We start from the raw sequence: 17,147 nt of genomic DNA on the forward strand, positions 1-17,147 counted from the left end.
TCGTGGCAAAATCAATGAATTACAGTAAAGTAGTCGGGCAAACGTAATCAGTGAGGGGCAGCTTGCCGGTTTGCTTGATGGCCGCAAAGCCGCCCGCTACGTCGATCAGCTTGCCGTAGCCACGTGCTTTCAGAATCGACGCGGCAACCATTGACCGGTACCCACCGGCGCAATGCAGGTAATAGGTTTGGTTGCGGTCGAGACGGGCCATGTTCTGGTTAAGGCTTTCAAGCGGCAGGTTCTCAATGCCCACAACGTGTTCGGAGTCATATTCGCTTTGCCGGCGCACATCAAAAACGGGCAGACCGTTATCAGCCGTAAACCGTTCTGCAAACGTGTCGGCCGAAATGGATTCTATGGTGTCGGTGTGACGGCCATCGGCAACCCAGGCTGCAAAACCACCTTTCAGATAACCAATGCAGTTGTCATAGCCAACGCGGGCCAGGCGGAGAACCGCTTCTTCTTCGCGGCCTTCGGGCGTGATAAGCAGAATCGGCTGTTTCAGGTCAGTAACCAATGTACCGACCCAGCCCGCAAACTGACCATCAAGGCCGATGTTGATGCTGTTCGGGATAAAGCCTTTGGCAAACACCTGTGCCCCGCGTACGTCGAGCACCAGCGCTTCTTCTTCGTTGGCAGCGGCGTCAAAGGCGGCCGGCGACAGTGCTTGTGTTCCCTGACGGATAACCTCGTCAACAGAGCCGTAGCCCATCTTGTTCAGCACTGCATTTTTCGGGAAATATTGCGGAGGGGTTGTCAGGCCCGTGGTGACTTCCTTAATAAATTCCTCTTTGGTTTGTGCCCGTAAGGCGTAGTTAAACCGCTTCTGGTTGCCCAGCGTATCGGTGGTTTCCTTACTCATATTCTTGCCGCAGGCCGATCCCGCTCCGTGCCCGGGATACACGATGACGTCGTCCGGCAGCGTCATAATTTTCTGGTGCAGGCTATCGAACAGGTGACCGGCCAGGTCTTCGCGGGTCAGATCGCTTTTGACGGCCAGATCGGGGCGGCCAACGTCGCCGATGAAGAGTGTATCGCCGGTGAAGAGGGCCGTTTCCTTGCCGGTTTCATCCAGCAGCAGGAAGGTCGATGATTCCATGGTATGGCCCGGCGTATGCAGCACTTTAATCTGAATGTTGCCGATGGTAAAGAGCTCTCCGTCCGTCGCTACGTGTGCCGGATAGTTTGGTTGGGCAGTTGGCCCGAAAACGATGGTCGCGCCGGTTTTGGCGGCCAGGTCAAGGTGGCCCGATACGAAGTCGGCGTGGAAGTGGGTTTCGAAAACGTATTTGATGCGGGCTCCGTCTGCATGAGCCCGTTCGATATACGGTTTGGTTTCGCGCAGCGGATCAATGATGGCCGCCTCACCGGCTGATTCAATATAATAAGCGGCTTCTGCCAGACAACCCGTGTACATTTGTTCGATTTTCATGTCTTCTCTGTGTTTAAACGATGGATCAAAATTGGCCATCTGCGGATGGGTATTCTGTGATGTTTGTTACGGAGAAGATATGATGGTGGTCAGGTTTTATCCGGCTGCTTTGGTTATCGTGTAACTGCCTTTTTCTCATTGCTATGTGTTTTTCGAAATGCATCGATGGGCTTATACGGGCCGTATTTATGCTGCTTTTCGGGGAAAGAATCAGCATACGGCTCAAGCGGGTGATCGACCGGCTTGCCGGCGATGTCCGGCCAGTCTTTGCGGAGATCTTTTGCCGGGCGCGGTAATTAATCCCGTCAGGATGATTTTCGGGCAGGTCATGTACGTGGTGCAACAGGTGCATCATTGCGGATGCCAAACAGTCCCGGAAAATCGTTGAAGGCCTGTACCGCTACGTTCGACAGGGCGTTGTAGCCAATCAGCGAAAACAGGAAAAGTTGAAAAACAGATCGACCCGGAAGTTTTTCAGGAAAGCAGGCTGGTCTTTGCGCCACGGAAACAGGATTTCGAGTGCCCGGACCGCGAGCGATAAGCCGACGAGCCAGTAGAAGTAATTATGCCAGCCCGGGTACAGGATTTCATTGACGAGGTAGCTGATAAAGCCCGTCGCTACGTGGCAACGGGCTTTATCAGCTACCAACCCTGTTTTATACTTGCTTTCGGGCAATGAGCCGGATCACGCAGGCAGACCCGTTGTGAAACGGTCCTTCGTTCAGGTCAGTGTAACGCTCATCAATCTGTAGAATGTCCAGTTCCTTGAAATCATCCAGCAGTTCAGTCCGGTTAAGGAGCATATCGGCCTGTTGCGGCCCGCCCGACGAATTGCCAAGCTGCTCTTTGTGGAAGGCTTCCAGCACCAGATACCCCGACGGTTTGAGCCAGCTGACCAGTTTCCGGTGAAACTGCTGGCGCAGGACAGGTGGCTGGTGTACGTAAATCAGTCCGATCAGGTCGTAGGTATCGGGTTGACCGTCAAAGTCCTGAAGCGTTACAATGTCGTATTGAATGGTGGTGCAGGCCCCGCCCGCGAGTGCCATGGCTTTTTCTTTGGCGGCTTCGCTGAAATCAAAGGCGTCGACAGTCCATCCCCGCAGGGCGGCATAGACCGCATTCCGGCCTTCGCCTTCGGCGGGTAGCAACAACCGGCCGGGCTGAAGTTTGTCAATACATTCTTTAAAAAACGCATTGGGTTTGGTCCCGTAGGCATAGGTCGGATTACTATAGCGGGTTTCCCAGAATTCTTTCATTGGTAACAAGTTGAGGTGGGCAAAAAAATGCCACAGCCTTTAATGAACTTCTTCATACGGGATATCCTAATGGGCTTCGTCCGGTTTTACCGAATGGCGGGGCGCCGGTACACTGCAGCTACCGGCCGCGCAGCCGACATTCAGGATGGCCTGCATCAGAAATAATCCGCCGAGGATACCCAGCATTGGCTGCTGATCAACAACGGCACTCCACAGCACCAGACCACCTGCCACCAGCCGGATAATCCGCATCAGCCCCCGGTTCTTTAGATCAACCATAGTTTCTGTTAAGTAATTGAGCGAATTAGTTAAAACATCGTTTCCTTAACAAGAATATAGATTCCCATTACCAGCACAAACCAGCCGAATGCCCGTTTCAGCTTTTCACCCGCGATGAATCTGGATAGGTAAGAGCCGACGAAAATACCGACGACTGACAGGGCCGTAAATTCGAGCAGGAACGTCCAGTCAACGGCCATGTTGGAGAGGTCGCCCAGGAACCCGATCAGGGATTTGGCGGCAATGATGAGCAGCGATGTACCAACCGCCATTTTCATGGGAAGCCGGGCCAGCAAAACCAGCGCCGGAATAATCAGGAAGCCACCGCCCGCCCCGACGAAGCCGGTCAGGGTACCCACCAGTGCCCCTTCCAGGGCAATCAGCGGCAGGTTAAACCTGATCGGACCTTCGGTTATGGTAGTTTCTCCCTTTTTGTCGCGGATCATTGAGAAAGACGCCGCCAGCATGATCAGCGCAAAGAACATCATAATTGTTACGCTTTTGCTCAGCACAAAAGCTCCGCTGCTGAATACCGGATCGGGAATGGCCGGAACAACGTATTTTCGTGTCAGGAAAACCGCCAGAAACGACGGAATCGAAAACACCATGGCCGCCTTGTAATTGACCTGCTGTTTGCGCATGTAATTGACCGAACCTACCAGCGAGGTTGTACCGACAACAAACAGCGAATACGCTGTTGATATTACCGGATTGATCCCCAGCAGATAAACCAAAACGGGCAGGGTAAGAATGCTGCCTCCACCGCCGATCAGCCCTAAGCTGACCCCGATCAGGATCGAGGCGGAAAAACCTATTATTTCAACTGTATGCATGATCTGCCGTATTTTTCAGCAAATCACGCCATCAACAAGCCGCTTTTCCGTGATAATTGTTACACAGAGCCCGTTTCTTTGCCGGTCACCGCAATTTGTGGGCGCGGTTAGTCCGGATGCCGAAGGGCAGGTACAGCGGGCAGCTGCTGACCAGGCTGGTCAGCAGCAGGATACCGGCAGCAATAAACCCAGCCAGGGTCCAGATGCCGGTCAGAACGTCAGCGGCAGATAACGCAATCAGGATAACGGCCAGCGCAATGCGTATGTAGCGGTCGGTAGCACCAATGTTCTTTTTCATAGCTTCTTTTTTTGTTTCTAAGGAAGCAGAAACCGGACGGAAACTCTGTGACAATTATCACAATGGCGCACTAATTTTCGTCATACATTCGCCGTTTTGGTAAATCAATCACCCTTTTATGTAGTTATTAATCCCGTTTTGTTATGCGAAATCTATTGCCAGGCCTGATAGGTCTGACGCTAAACCTGTCGATCAGCGTCAAGGCTCAGTCAACGTTCAATAAAGTAAAATCTATGAATGTGCTTTTGCCTGATCGGGCTTATAACGGACAAAGATGTTGATCCACGTACGGCGCGCCAGCCGGAAGAAAAACGGGGTCAGCATAATAAGTGCCGGAATCAACCCGATCAGGTAATACGTCAGGTCAATCTGGAGCAGTACGTTAAAAAGCACGAATGTACTGATAATAAAGGCTACGTAAAATGCGTAACTAACATACATCGCCCCAAAGAAAAAGCCGGGTTCCGGCTCAAACCGGAGGTCACAATGGCTACAGTGGGTATGCATTTTGTCGAAGCGTTTCAGGTCGTAGGCATTGTTGGTGATAAAAAAATCACCCTCCTGACAACGAGGACATTTATTGAACAGAATGCTATATAGTTTGGTCCCCTTTAACATGGCGTTGGCTCGTTTTATGGTGAAGAAAACCCGCAGGCTTTCTGACTGCAACAAAGGTAACTACATGATAAACCCCGGAATGTGATTTTTGTCACATTGCCTGGCGGGCGGTAGTTTTTTTCTGATTGTCGCTTTTTGATTCGATGGAACGCATATAAACTTGATCAACATGAAACGACGCACAGCCCTTAAAAGCCTCTCGGTAGCCGTTGGCGGACTGGTTAGTCTGCCTGCCTGGGCCACACAGTGGACGCCCGAATCCATTGGCGCCAATGCCGGGGTAACGGCGGCCGATGATGCTTTGCTGGCCGAAATCGTGGAAACGATTATTCCCGAAACGACATCGCCGGGCGCCAAAACACTCAACGTTCACCGCTTTGTTTACCGCATGATTAACGATTGTTACGGTGAACCCGTACAGACTGTCTTTCAGCAAGGGCTGCTGAAAACCGATGAGCTGGCGCAACAGGCCTACAGCAAACCGTTTGCTGCCTGCGATAAAACGCAGCGTACTGACCTGCTGGTGAAAATGGCGGCATCGGCCAACCCTGCCGAAAAACAGTTTGCCGACCTGGTCAAGGGCCTGACCATTCGCGGGTACACCAACTCCGAGTACTACATGGTCAACGTACTGAAATACAACATGGCGCCCGGCTATTTCCATGGCTGTGTGCCGGTTAGTTCGCTGACGCCGGTGAGTGCCAAATAGTCCATCAACAATCGTTCAACCTTCGTATTTCATGGCATTTCTGACTATTGATTCTGTTAAAGACCGGACCTTCGACGCCATTGTGATCGGTTCGGGTATCAGTGGTGGCTGGGCCGCCAAGGAACTGACTGATAAAAAACTGAAAACGCTGTTGCTCGAACGGGGCCGCGATGTACGGCACGTTACCGACTACCCGACGACGATGATGTCGCCCTGGGAGTTTGAGCACCTGAACCAGTTGCCAAAGGCGTTTAAAGATGCTAACCCGATTGCCAGCCGGTGTTACGCTCTCAATGAAGATACTACCCACTTTTTTGTGAAAGATGCGGACCACCCCTACATTCAGGACAAACCGTTTGACTGGATTCGTGGCTACCATGTAGGCGGCAAGTCGCTGATGTGGGCACGCGGTACGCAACGTTGGTCACAATATGATTTCGACGGGCCGGCACGGGATGGCTTTGCGGTAGAGTGGCCGATCGGCTACCACGATATTGCGCCGTGGTATAGCCATGTCGAAAAGTTTGCCGGCATTTCCGGTAACCGCGACGGCTTGGCCCAACTGCCGGACGGCGAGTTTCTGCCGCCGCATGAGCAGACATGTGTGGAAAAGCACTTCACCACGCAGATGAATAAGCTCTACAACAATACGCGTCCGGTGGTCATCGGCCGGTGTGCGCACCTGACCAAACCACAGCCGATTCACCTGAAGCAGGGGCGGGGGCAGTGCCAGCACCGGAACCTGTGCCAGCGCGGTTGCCCGTATGGCGGTTACTTCAGCAGCAACTCATCGACCATTCCGTGGGCGTTGAATTCGGGCCATCTGACGTTGCGCCCGCATTCGGTCGTGCATTCAATTATTTACGACGAAGCCAAAGGGAAGGCTACCGGCGTGCGGGTGGTCGACGCCAATACAAAGCAAATGACGGAGTACTACGCCCGGATTATTTTCGTAAACGCGGCTACCGTAAACACTAACCTGATCCTGCTCAATTCCACCTCACGCCGCTTCCCGAACGGGCTGGGCAACGACAACGGCCTGCTGGGTAAATACGTGGCGTTCCACAACTTCCGGACAACGATTTCGGGAGAATACGAAGGCTATCAGGATATGACAACGGATGGCATCCGGCCAAACGGCAGCTATATTCCGCGTTTCCGGAACGTATTTAAGCAGGAAACCGACTTCCTGCGGGGCTATGCGGCGGGCTTCAGCGCCACCCGGATGACCTACAACGATACGGCTGGTATCGGCGAAGACCTGAAAAACAGCCTTAATACCAAAAAATACGGTAACTGGCGGGTTGGTTCCCACATGATGGGCGAGACCATTCCGAAGGAGTCAAACTTTGTGACGCTCGATAAAACGCAGGTCGATGCCTGGGGCGTGCCGCTCATCCGGACCAACGTGGGTTACGACGACAACGATGAGAAGATGATTAAGGATTTCCACGAACAACTGACGGAAATGTATACCGCTGCGGGCTTCAAAAATATCCAGACGCACGATAAACCCGATAAAGCGCCGGGCCTCGACATTCACGAAATGGGTGGTGTCCGGATGGGTAAAGACCCGAAAACGTCGATGCTTAACAAATGGAACCAGTTCCATAACTGCAAAAACGTGTTCGTTACCGACGGGGCCTGCATGACCAGCAACTCGACCCAGAACCCATCGCTGACCTTTATGGCCATCACGGCCCGTGCGGCCAATTATGCTGCCAGCGAATTCCGGAAAGGGAATCTGTAATAATCTGACATAAAGCGAAACGGGGGAGCATCGGCCGATGCTCCCCCGTTTCGCTTTATTATAGCACGATTACGCTTTTTTCAGCGTCGACGGGCATACAAAATCGGTAGTTTTAAACCGGCCGGTTTTCTGGATAGCTCCGAAACCGCCGTCGATGTCGACGAGGTTATCATATCCCCGTGATTTAAGAATCGACGCGGCCATCATCGACCGGTAGCCACCGGCACAGTGGATGTACATGGTTTCGTCTTTGGGGAATTCGGCCATCAGTTCGCTGATATAGTCGAGCGGCAGGCTTTTGGCCCCGTCGATGTGTTCGGCCGCAAATTCGCCGGGCTTCCGGACGTCGATTACCGTAATTGTGCCTTGGTCCATGCGGTCGGCCAGTTCATCGGCCGAAATCGACGTGATTGTATCGACTTCCATGCCGCTGGCTGCCCAGGCCGGGAAACCACCTTCGAGATACCCCAGTACCTGATCGTAGCCCACACGGGCCAGCCGGGTCAGCGTTTCCTGCTCCTTGCCCGGTTCGCAAACCAGCAACAGTTCCTGCCGAACGTCGGGAATCAGCGCGCCCACCCAGGGGGCGAACTGCCCGCCAAGGCCGATGTTGATCGAATTCGGAATAAACCCTTTGGCAAATGTCTGGGCCGCCCGCACGTCGAGTACTACCGCGCCGGTTTCGTTAGCGGCCGCCTCGAACGCTTCCGGGCTCAGCGGCTGGGCCCCGCGGCTCAGCACCGTATCAATACTTTCGTACCCTTCCTTGTTCATCATCACGTTTTGCGGGAAATATTTCGGCGGGGCGAGCAGGCCGTCCGTAACCTCCCTGATGAACTCGTCGCGTGTCATATCGGCGCGCAGCGCATAGTTAAACAGCTTCTGGTTGCCCAGCGTATCGGTGGTCTCCTTGCTCATATTTTTGCCACAGGCCGAACCCGCCCCGTGGGCCGGATAGACGATCACGTCATCGGGCAAGGGCATGATTTTGTGCCGCAGGGAATCAAACAGGTAACCGGCCAGATCATTCATGGTCAGGTCTGATTTCTGGGCAAGGTCAGGGCGGCCTACGTCACCGATAAACAGGGTATCGCCGCTGAACAGGGCCTTTTCCTTGCCATTCTCGTCGATCAGCAGGTAGCAGGTCGATTCCATGGTATGGCCCGGCGTATGCAGCACACGGATTTTTACCTTGCCCAGCGGCAGGTCTTCGCCGTCGGTTGCCACGTGGGCATCAAAACCGGTTCTGGCATTGGGACCGTAAACGATAGGAGCACCGGTTTGCTTCGCCAAGTCGAGGTGGCCCGACACAAAATCGGCGTGGAAGTGGGTTTCCAGCACGTATTTGATGGCAGCGCCTTCTTTGGCCGCTTTTTCGATGTATGGTTTTACTTCGCGCAGCGGATCGATGATGGCCACTTCGCCGGCTGATTCTATGTAATAGGCCCCCTGAGCTAAACAGCCCGTATAGATTTGTTCGATTTTCATCGCTGTATTCCGTTTAAAAGTTGACGCTTATCCGAACCGGTAAGCAAATCAACGCAAGTTCGTTTGTTGAGTCCGTGATAATTGTTACACAATCAGGGCCGTACTATAAAATGTCAATTTTATTCCGCGACAACTTTACATAGCCAATCTTTTCCATCTGTTTCAGCAGACGGGAAATTACCTCGCGGGAGGTCGCCAGTTCGTTGGCAATTTCTTCGTGCGTGATCTGTAATACCGAACACTGGCAGCTTTGGGCTTTCTTTTTCAGATACGCCAGCAGCCGCTCATCGAGCTTCTGGAAGGCAATGCTGTCGATGGTGGCAATCATATCGTCGAAGCGCCGCTGGTAGGTCTTGAACACAAACTGCTTCCAGGTCGCGAAGCGGCAGATCCACTCTTCGACCTTTTCAACCGGTATGGCAATCAGCTGCGTTTTCTCTTCCGCCACGGCCACAATCTCACTTTGCTTCTTTTCCAGACAGCAGGTCAGCGACATGGCGCAGGAGTCGAGGCCGCCGAGGTAATACAGCAGTGCCTCACGCCCTTCCGTATCGGGCCGCATAATCTTGACCGACCCGTTGAGCAGAATGGGTACCGACCGGATATAACTTCCCGGCCGGATCAGATAGGCTCCTTCTTCTATTTCCTGATAAATACCGACGCGGGCAATTTCGTCAATCAGGGCCGGTTCAAAACGCCCGGTTAAGCCGTCAAGTAAAGACCGATTCATAAGCGCTGGATACTGAATGGTTGATTCCGGATGCTCGATGCCGTTATCTGTGAAAAACCGGAAACAGGCCTCATAAAGTTCTGTCGGTTAAAAATGAGTTAAATTCCCCTTACTCCGGATACGGAGAAAGGCTTACACTGTTATAAAGACAACAAAGTAAATGAGTGACGGCAGACCGTTCAGTGATAAATATCACACGGGTGCTCACCGAAAAAGGAGTAGCCCTGCGATGTTAAAATTGCGCGGCTTTACCCTTATCATGTAGGTACAAATGTCTATCGAATGTGCAAAATAGACGACAAATTCGTAACTTTTAGGACCGAACGTTGAATCATGTGATGTATTCTGGAAAAAATTGACTTTTGTCTGATTCTTTCTGTCAGCAGGACGGAAAGCGTGCCGGAGTCTCTTCATTAACTCAATTACCTTATGAATTTAATACGTGCTGCGTTACGCAAACCGATTACCATTCTGGTGATCGTGATGAGTTTGTTTTTCTTCGGTATCAAAGCGGTCCGTACCATTAAAATTGACATTTTCCCGAACCTCGACCTGCCGGTCATTTACATCTCCCAGCCATTCGGCGGTTATACGCCCAATCAGATGGAGTCGTTTTTCGGCAAACAGTATGTCAACCTGCTGTTGTATGTGTCGGGGGTAAAGAGCATTGAAACGAAAAACATTCAGGGGCTTACGCTGCTGAAACTGACGTTTTATGAGGGAACCAACATGGCGCAGGCCGCGGCCGAAGTGTCGGCCTATTCAAACCGGGCGCAGGCGATCTTTCCGCCCGGGTCACAGCCGCCGTTTATTCTCCGGTTCGATGCCTCAACGCTGCCGGTCGGTCAGCTCGTTCTGAGTAGCCCGAAGCGAACCAACAACGAATTACAGGACATGGCCAACGTCTATGTCCGGTCTGGTTTCAGTTCGATTCCGGGCCTTGTTGCTCCCGCGCCGTTCGGGGGCAACTCGCGTACGGTCGTCATTAAGGTCGATCCGGAACTCCTGCGTTCACACAACCTGACCCCCGATCAGCTGGTGGCGGCGCTTCGGATCAACAACACCGCAACCCCGGCCGGTAATGTCCGGGTCGGTGACCTGAATTACTTTACGCCGGCTAATACGACGGTTAAAAACATAGAGGATTTCGGCAATATCCCGCTCTATACCGGAACCGTACAGAACCTGTACCTGAAAGATGTGGCTACGATTGAAGACGGCGCCGACATTACCCAGGGCTACGTGCTCGTCAACGGCAAGCGTTCGGTGTATCTGCCTATTACCAAATCGGCCGATGCCTCGACCTGGGAGGTGGTGCAGAATCTGAAAGCCGCCATCCCGAAATTTCAGGCGCTGCTGCCCGAAGACGTAACCCTGACCTATACGTTCGACCAGTCGGTCTATGTCATCAACGCCGTAGAAAGCCTGATGACGGAAGGAGCCATTGGGGCTATCCTGACCGGGTTGATGGTCTTACTCTTCCTCGGCGATGCACGGGGGGCGCTGATCGTCATTATTACCATTCCGACCTGTATCATTTCGGGTGTTTTGTTCCTGTCGCTGTTCGGACAAACGATCAATATCATGACCCTCAGCGGCCTGTCGCTCGCCATCGGGATTCTGGTCGATGAATCGACGGTGACGATTGAAAACATACACCAGCATCTGGCGATGGGAAAACCCAAGGCGCTGGCGATCTGGGATGCCTGTCAGGAAATTGCTTTTTCGAAGCTGTTGATTCTGTTCTGTATCCTGGCTGTATTTGCGCCGGCGTTTACCATGAAAGGGATTCCGGGGGCGCTGTTTCTGCCGCTTGCCCTGGCCATCGGCTTTTCGATGATTACCTCGTACCTGATGTCACAGACGCTGGTGCCGGTGCTGGCCAACTGGATGATGAAAGGGCACGACCATGGCCCGAAAACCGATAAAAAGCAGGGCGGGGCACCCGGCAATCTGATGCATGCCGGGCTGAAAGACGGCCGGTCGGCTCACGATGAGCTGCTGGATCAGAAAGAATTACTGGCTAACCGGCTTGATATGGACGGTGACGGCAAAATCAGCCTGTTTGAGCGTTTCCGTGACCGGTTTATGCGGTTTATGGAGCGCATGCTGCCCTACCGGCGGGCTATCGTATTAATATACATTGTCGGGGCACTCGGACTGGCTGGTTTTTTGTTATCCATCATCGGGCAGGATGTATTGCCGAAAGTAGAATCGCCGCAGTTCCAGGTACGCCTCCGGTCACCGGATGGAACACGGCTGGAAAAAACCGAGAAAACCATGCTCAGCGCCATCGGCGTGTTACAGCAGCTGGCGGGTAAGGAAAATATCGAGATTTCGTCGGCCATGGTGGGGATGCACGGTTCGCAGTTCTCGACCAGCCCGATTTACCTGTTCATGGCAGGGCCGCAGGAGGGGGTTTTGCAGGTCAGTCTGAAAGAAGGATATGAAGGCGACATGGACGCACTGAAAGACCAGTTCAGGGGGAAAATGAAGCAGATTCTGCCGGATGTTAAGATGTCGTTTGAACCCATCGAACTGACGGATAAGATCCTGAGCCAGGGGTCGCCAACGCCGATTGAGGTGCGGCTGCTGGGTAAAAACAAACAGCAGAATGAAGAGTATGCCAACAAGGTCATTGCTAAATTGCAGAAAATCCCGTACCTGCGGGACGTGCAGATCGGTCAGTCGACTAAATACCCGACCATCGACGTAACGATTGATCGTGAACGGGCCGCGCAGCTGGGAACCGATATTTCGACCATCTCACGTTCGCTGATTGCGTCGACATCATCGTCGCGTTTTACGGAAAAAAGCGTGTGGATCGACCCGAAAACCGGCCAGAGCTACAGCGTTCAGGTGCAGATTCCGGAGAGCAAAATGGCTAGTGTGAGCGATCTGGGCGAAATTCCGGTGCTGCCGAATACGAACCGGCCGGTGCTGAGTGATGTGGCCACGCTGCGCACAGGAACGACCTACGGCGAAAACGACAACGTGGGCGCCATTCCGGTCTTATCGGTGACGGCTAACCTGCACGAAATCGACCTCGGCACGGCGGCCCGCGATGTCCAGAAAGCCATTGATACGCTCGGTGAACTGCCGCGCGGACTGACCATCAAGATACAGGGATTGAGTCAGGTACTGACCGAGACGCTCGACAGCCTGCAAACGGGTCTGATCACGGCCATTATCGTGATTTTTCTGATGCTGGCGGCTAACTTCCAGTCGTTTAAAGTGTCGCTGGTGGTGCTTTGCACCGTTCCGGCCGTATTGGTTGGGTCACTGTCGCTGCTGCTGCTGACTGGCTCAACGCTGAACCTGCAATCGTACATGGGCATGATTATGTCGGTCGGGGTATCCATTTCCAACGCCGTTCTGATGATTACCAACGCGGAGGAGCTGCGGATGCGGAACGGCAATGCCCTGCTGTCGGCCAAAGAAGCGGCATCGGTCCGTCTGCGGCCGATTATCATGACCAGCGTGGCGATGATTGTCGGGATGATTCCGATGGCGAGTGGCCTGGGTGAGGGTGGTTCACAAACCGCTCCGCTGGGTCGGGCAGTTATCGGGGGGCTGATTGCTTCTACGTTTGCGGCCCTGTATATTTTACCGCTGGCCTTTGCGTGGGTACAGGCCAAAACAACCACCCAGTCGGTTTCACTGGATCCGGAAGACAAAGAAAGTAAGTTTTATATTCCTTCATCGTATGACTCGGCTAATTGATCGATCGTTTTATGGCCTGATGGCTGTGGGAAGCTGTTTAGTAATCGGTACGACTGTATTGTCTGGTTGCCATACCTCAGAAACCAAAGCAGAAACAACCGAAACGGTCGAAGCACCGGCTACCACCGAGGTATTTGCCCTGAAAAAAGGCCGGCTGACTACCGAACTGCATGTGCCGGGCGAGCTGGTGGCGTTCCGGGATGTTGATATCTATGCCCGTGTGACGGGTTACATCAAGGCGCTGTATGCCGACATTGGCAGCGAGGTGCGGCAGGGACAGTTACTGGCCCTGGCCGAAGCGCCGGAACTAAACGCGCAGGTTGCTTCGGCCGAGTCGCGGCTGAAGGCGCAGGAGGCCGTTTCGATTGCCAGCAAAGCCAATTATGAGCGGATTCTGGAGGCCAGCAAGATGTCGGGAGCCGTATCGAAAAACGATGTTGATCAGGCGCTGGCGAAGCGGAACGCCGATCTGGCCCAGCTCGAAGCGGCCCGTTCGTCGTATCGGGAAGTGGCCGACCTGCGGAAGTACCTGGAAATCCGTGCCCCGTTCAGCGGCGTCATCAGCGCACGGAACGCCAGCACCGGCGCCTATATCGGGCCCGCCGGTAAAGGATCGGAGTTCCCGCTTTTTGTCCTGACCGAGCAGCAAAAGCTTCGTCTGGTGATTTCGGTGCCGGAAGCCTATACCGGTTACGTAGAGCCGAACGACGGGGTTTCGTTTACGGTGAAGGCGTTTCCTGACAAGAAATTTTCGGGTCAGGTGAAGCGCCAGGCCGGGGCTCTTGATAAACGGCTGCGGTCGGAGCGGGTCGAAGTCGACGTGATGAACCCCGATAAAAAGCTGTTACCGGGTATGATTGCCGAGGTGACGTTGCCGCTACCGACGCGGGGCAGTACGTTTATTGTGCCTAAAACGGCGGTGATCAACTCAACGACGGGGCAGTTTGTGATCCGGGTGGTGAACAAAAAAGCAGAATGGGTGCCCATCCGGAAAGGCCTGGAAGCCAGCGATAAGGCCGAAGTGTTCGGCGAACTGCGCGAAAATGACCAGCTTGTCATGGCTGCCACCGAAGAAATCCGGGACGGCAGTGCCGTGAATGTAAAATAATGATTGCGCCGTACTAATCCCGATGGTAGTGCGTTCATGGATAAAGAACATACCTTATCCATGAAAACACTACCATTTACGTTTACGCTTCTTCTGGTTACCGCTCACCTGGCCTTTGGGCAGGACATACGCCGTCTTTCACGGGGAACGAGCGAGCAAATCGTCACTATTCAGCTGGGCATAGAGCCTGTGCAGCTGTCCTCTATCAATCAGGCATTGGCAAAAGCGGGTTATGGCTCCCTGGCACCCAATGCCCGCGTGCTCCGTTTTTCGCAGGAGACTGGCCCCGAAAAAAGCCGCTTCCGGCTCCTGACATCAATTGGTGTTGCCTTACCGGGCGCCGGTACATCCACCGAAGATAGCCGCAGCAATCGCCTCAACAGCTTCTCCTACGTCCTGAATCTGGGAGCAGGCTATCAGCTTATCCGGACCAGTCAGTGGAACCTTATGCCGCACATAAACGGCGAACTGCTCAACTACCAGCTTCGTATTTATCAGGACCTGTCGCAACAGAACCCGACCCTGAACGCAGTACTGACCAATCCCGGAGCGATGCAGCAGGCTACCCTGCGGACATCGGCGGGAGCATTATTGTTTGGGCTGCGCGGGCACTACCGCTATACCTATGCGCAGAGCGACATCGAATGTCTGCGCATGAAAAAATCGGTGGTGATCGGGTTTGACGCCGGTTATCGCCTGAGCAGCCGTACGGCCTCGCTGACGGGTGTGCGGGACGGTGCGTGGGCAAATTTTTCGGGGTGGTATGCCGGTATTCAGATTGGTTTTGGTCTGAAAACGCAGGCTGCGGCGGGGAAATGACCGGTCGGGGGCAAACATACAGATGAATTATTCATCAGAACCTTTCGATCAGACGGACAATTGCTATCCATTGACATACTGTCCTCCTCAAAGTCCTGGTGGATCTGGTACTGGTAGCTGATACACCATTTGCCGGGTTGCCGATACGTCGGCAGCAACTCATTAATGCCCTGCACCGAACGTTCTGTTGTCTGATTGATTGCTAATCAACGGGCTACTGTAAACATCTTGCCTGCTTAGCAGTTATACTATAAATGATAGTATTAAACTATAAATTTATGTAGTTGTACCTGCTAACTGTACTATATATGATTACACCAATTATAAAAAAATCACACACGACAGAACAAATGCCAGTCCTATGGGGAGGTATTCGGCAACGTAACTATCAGAGCTTAACCGATCTATACCGGTTGTCGTATAATGACCTGTTAAACTTTGGTATGTTATTCGGCCATAGTGGACTAGAAACGAAAGATGCCATTAACCAGATTTTTCTGGAAATCTGGGAGCGGGCCGATTCCTTACCACCCGTTGAGAATGTAAGGTCCTATCTGATAACGTACCTGCGCCGTATGCTGCTTCGGGAATATGAGCGGGTAAGCCGGTTAAAACAGCTCAGCAGTAATGAAACGGTTTTTGAAGGACCATACGAGGATTTACTGGTCAGGAACCAGCAGGAAGAGCACATCAGACAGAAGCTCCGGACGGCAATAGAACAGCTTACACCCCGACAAAAACAATTAATCAGGATGCGATTCTTTGATGGTTTGTCAAATGAGACAATCAGCCAGGAAACCGGTATGCACATAAATACAGTGTATAACACCATCTCATCCGCACTTAAACTACTGCGGCAATTATTAGGCCACGAAGATTATTATAATCTGTTGAGCTGGTGGCCTTTGCTGCTGCCGCTTTTAACCGGAACAGAACTGATCTGAAAAACAGGCTTGTTTTATGAGATTTATGCGTTGTTGTGCACTAAGCAATAACACGATATACACTTTACAAAGCGCTCCGGAAAACTAATAATGTGCCGATGAATTACGAAATATATACTGTTGATGATTTCCTGCTGGATGACCGTTTTCTGGCTTATTGTACCGGAAGTGACCAATTAGCCGTTGCGTTCTGGGAACAATGGCAGGAAGATGAGCCGGCAAATATCCATGCATTTTATGAAGCTGAGCGACTTTGCCGGATACTGACGGCCAATAAACCACGCCTGGATCATTCCTTACTGGAGCTGGAATCACTGATACAGCGACAAACTCAGCCGGCTATCATCAGACCGCTTTCGTCACGAACTTCGACGAAGCAATGGTGGTTAGCTGCGGCCGCAGTGATCCTGTTATCCATAGTAGGTCTGGTTGGCTATCAGTGGTGGGATAATCAGTATGTTATTTATGAAACTGCTTACAACCAACAACGGACTGTTCAATTGCCTGATGGTTCATCCGTTGTACTGAACAGCCATTCGGAGCTCCGCTACCAGCGCTCCGCTTTTTCGGAAAATGAACGGCAGGTAGAACTCCAGGGAGAAGGCTATTTCAGGATCCGCCATCTGACGACCCATGCCCCGTTTCGGGTCAAAACCAACGGCGCTTTTGATGTAAAGGTACTTGGGACTGAGTTCTCCGTTTATAACCGGCACCGGCTACATCGCGTTGTCCTGAATTCCGGTAAAGTAGAGGTGCAGTTCCATGACAAACAGACGCCTGTAACCCTGAGGCCGGGGCAAATGATAGAGGTTGGGACCAGCCGCTCAAGTCTGCGCCCACAAACGGTGACTTCCGGTCAATACACAGCATGGATGCGTCATCAACTTGTATTTAATCAGACGAGACTAGCGGAAGTTGTTCAAATCGTAGAGGAACAATTCGGCGTATCTGTGCAACTCGAAGGGGCAGATCCTGATTTGACATTCACGGGTATTTTACCATCGGATCGCCCGGAAACAGTTCTGCAAGCCGTTGCAGAGCTGAATCAGTTAACACTGCGTAAAACGAAAGATGGCTACGTACTGAGTAAAAAATAACCACCACCGTATGAAACGATTTCGGCTTGCACGGCCACGTATGTTTGTGTTTTTTTTGCTGCT

Annotated in this window: 15 protein-coding genes and 1 pseudogene; 7 read left to right on the plus strand and 9 right to left on the minus strand. The window is 52.6% G+C overall.

Annotation, left to right across the window (positions count from 1 at the left end):
- Positions 1 to 19: 19 nt before the first annotated feature.
- From BLX24_RS15110 to BLX24_RS15140, 7 genes and pseudogenes are all read right to left on the minus strand, one after another.
- Positions 20 to 1,432: an MBL fold metallo-hydrolase gene (locus BLX24_RS15110; protein WP_071504144.1), complete on the minus strand. Its 1,413-nt coding sequence runs from the start codon at positions 1,430 to 1,432 to the stop codon at positions 20 to 22.
- A gap of 353 nt (positions 1,433 to 1,785) precedes the next feature.
- Positions 1,786 to 2,081: pseudogene (locus BLX24_RS15115) on the minus strand (hypothetical protein); the annotation flags it as partial.
- Between the two features lie 7 nt (positions 2,082 to 2,088).
- On the minus strand, positions 2,089 to 2,688 hold the full coding sequence (locus tag BLX24_RS15120; RefSeq protein ID WP_071503989.1) for a class I SAM-dependent methyltransferase: 600 nt from the start codon (positions 2,686 to 2,688) through the stop codon (positions 2,089 to 2,091).
- A 66-nt stretch (positions 2,689 to 2,754) separates the two neighbouring features.
- Positions 2,755 to 2,967, minus strand: coding sequence for a hypothetical protein (locus BLX24_RS15125; protein ID WP_071503990.1), 213 nt, complete (start codon positions 2,965 to 2,967; stop codon positions 2,755 to 2,757).
- Positions 2,968 to 2,996: 29 nt separating this feature from the next.
- Positions 2,997 to 3,800, minus strand: coding sequence for a sulfite exporter TauE/SafE family protein (locus BLX24_RS15130; protein ID WP_071503991.1), 804 nt, complete (start codon positions 3,798 to 3,800; stop codon positions 2,997 to 2,999).
- Between the two features lie 85 nt (positions 3,801 to 3,885).
- Positions 3,886 to 4,098, minus strand: coding sequence for a YgaP family membrane protein (locus BLX24_RS15135; protein ID WP_071503992.1), 213 nt, complete (start codon positions 4,096 to 4,098; stop codon positions 3,886 to 3,888).
- Between the two features lie 231 nt (positions 4,099 to 4,329).
- Positions 4,330 to 4,716, minus strand: coding sequence for a DUF983 domain-containing protein (locus BLX24_RS15140; protein WP_071503993.1), 387 nt, complete (start codon positions 4,714 to 4,716; stop codon positions 4,330 to 4,332).
- 169 nt (positions 4,717 to 4,885) lie between these two features.
- On the opposite strand from BLX24_RS15140, the gene BLX24_RS15145 reads away from it, so the two are divergent.
- Positions 4,886 to 5,425 carry a gluconate 2-dehydrogenase subunit 3 family protein gene (locus BLX24_RS15145; protein ID WP_071503994.1) on the plus strand — a complete coding sequence of 180 codons (540 nt, stop codon included), beginning with the start codon at positions 4,886 to 4,888 and terminating at the stop codon, positions 5,423 to 5,425.
- Between the two features lie 31 nt (positions 5,426 to 5,456).
- Complete coding sequence (locus BLX24_RS15150; protein ID WP_071503995.1) at positions 5,457 to 7,175, plus strand: GMC oxidoreductase; 1,719 nt, start codon at positions 5,457 to 5,459, stop codon at positions 7,173 to 7,175.
- Positions 7,176 to 7,244: 69 nt separating this feature from the next.
- On the opposite strand, the gene BLX24_RS15155 is transcribed toward BLX24_RS15150, so the two are convergent.
- The gene (locus tag BLX24_RS15155; RefSeq protein ID WP_071503996.1) at positions 7,245 to 8,663 is read right to left on the minus strand and encodes an MBL fold metallo-hydrolase; all 1,419 of its coding nucleotides are present in this window, start codon (positions 8,661 to 8,663) and stop codon (positions 7,245 to 7,247) included.
- A 103-nt stretch (positions 8,664 to 8,766) separates the two neighbouring features.
- On the minus strand, positions 8,767 to 9,393 hold the full coding sequence (locus BLX24_RS15160) for a Crp/Fnr family transcriptional regulator (RefSeq protein WP_071503997.1): 627 nt from the start codon (positions 9,391 to 9,393) through the stop codon (positions 8,767 to 8,769).
- A gap of 429 nt (positions 9,394 to 9,822) precedes the next feature.
- Between BLX24_RS15160 and BLX24_RS15165 the strand changes: the two genes are divergently transcribed.
- The 5 genes from BLX24_RS15165 (at position 9,823) to BLX24_RS15185 (ending at position 17,084) form a co-directional block, all read left to right on the plus strand.
- A complete protein-coding gene (locus BLX24_RS15165; protein ID WP_071503998.1) occupies positions 9,823 to 13,116 on the plus strand; it encodes an efflux RND transporter permease subunit in 3,294 nt (1,097 codons plus the stop codon).
- Entirely contained in the window at positions 13,100 to 14,224 is a 1,125-nt protein-coding gene (locus BLX24_RS15170) for an efflux RND transporter periplasmic adaptor subunit (RefSeq protein ID WP_071503999.1), read from the plus strand. Before BLX24_RS15165 ends, BLX24_RS15170 begins: the two co-directional genes overlap by 17 nt.
- Before the next feature lie 60 nt (positions 14,225 to 14,284).
- A complete protein-coding gene (locus tag BLX24_RS15175) occupies positions 14,285 to 15,043 on the plus strand; it encodes a hypothetical protein (protein WP_071504000.1) in 759 nt (252 codons plus the stop codon).
- Between the two features lie 350 nt (positions 15,044 to 15,393).
- Positions 15,394 to 15,987, plus strand: coding sequence for an RNA polymerase sigma factor (locus BLX24_RS15180; protein ID WP_177225847.1), 594 nt, complete (start codon positions 15,394 to 15,396; stop codon positions 15,985 to 15,987).
- A 98-nt stretch (positions 15,988 to 16,085) separates the two neighbouring features.
- Positions 16,086 to 17,084, plus strand: coding sequence for a FecR family protein (locus BLX24_RS15185; protein WP_071504002.1), 999 nt, complete (start codon positions 16,086 to 16,088; stop codon positions 17,082 to 17,084).
- Positions 17,085 to 17,147 lie beyond the last annotated feature (63 nt).

Source organism: Arsenicibacter rosenii (genome assembly GCF_001870735.1).
GTDB classification, from domain to species: Bacteria; Bacteroidota; Bacteroidia; order Cytophagales; family Spirosomataceae; genus Arsenicibacter; species Arsenicibacter rosenii.

Excerpts from the sequence above, each read along its gene's own strand:
- BLX24_RS15110 (WP_071504144.1), bottom strand. The coding sequence starts at position 1,432 with ATGAAAATCGAACAAATGTACACGGGTTGTCTGGCAGAAGCCGCTTAT.
- BLX24_RS15120 (WP_071503989.1), bottom strand. The coding sequence starts at position 2,688 with ATGAAAGAATTCTGGGAAACCCGCTATAGTAATCCGACCTATGCCTAC.
- BLX24_RS15125 (WP_071503990.1), bottom strand. The coding sequence starts at position 2,967 with ATGGTTGATCTAAAGAACCGGGGGCTGATGCGGATTATCCGGCTGGTG.
- BLX24_RS15130 (WP_071503991.1), bottom strand. The coding sequence starts at position 3,800 with ATGCATACAGTTGAAATAATAGGTTTTTCCGCCTCGATCCTGATCGGG.
- BLX24_RS15135 (WP_071503992.1), bottom strand. The coding sequence starts at position 4,098 with ATGAAAAAGAACATTGGTGCTACCGACCGCTACATACGCATTGCGCTG.
- BLX24_RS15140 (WP_071503993.1), bottom strand. The coding sequence starts at position 4,716 with ATGTTAAAGGGGACCAAACTATATAGCATTCTGTTCAATAAATGTCCT.
- BLX24_RS15145 (WP_071503994.1), top strand. The coding sequence starts at position 4,886 with ATGAAACGACGCACAGCCCTTAAAAGCCTCTCGGTAGCCGTTGGCGGA.
- BLX24_RS15150 (WP_071503995.1), top strand. The coding sequence starts at position 5,457 with ATGGCATTTCTGACTATTGATTCTGTTAAAGACCGGACCTTCGACGCC.
- BLX24_RS15155 (WP_071503996.1), bottom strand. The coding sequence starts at position 8,663 with ATGAAAATCGAACAAATCTATACGGGCTGTTTAGCTCAGGGGGCCTAT.
- BLX24_RS15160 (WP_071503997.1), bottom strand. The coding sequence starts at position 9,393 with ATGAATCGGTCTTTACTTGACGGCTTAACCGGGCGTTTTGAACCGGCC.
- BLX24_RS15165 (WP_071503998.1), top strand. The coding sequence starts at position 9,823 with ATGAATTTAATACGTGCTGCGTTACGCAAACCGATTACCATTCTGGTG.
- BLX24_RS15170 (WP_071503999.1), top strand. The coding sequence starts at position 13,100 with ATGACTCGGCTAATTGATCGATCGTTTTATGGCCTGATGGCTGTGGGA.
- BLX24_RS15175 (WP_071504000.1), top strand. The coding sequence starts at position 14,285 with ATGAAAACACTACCATTTACGTTTACGCTTCTTCTGGTTACCGCTCAC.
- BLX24_RS15180 (WP_177225847.1), top strand. The coding sequence starts at position 15,394 with ATGCCAGTCCTATGGGGAGGTATTCGGCAACGTAACTATCAGAGCTTA.
- BLX24_RS15185 (WP_071504002.1), top strand. The coding sequence starts at position 16,086 with ATGAATTACGAAATATATACTGTTGATGATTTCCTGCTGGATGACCGT.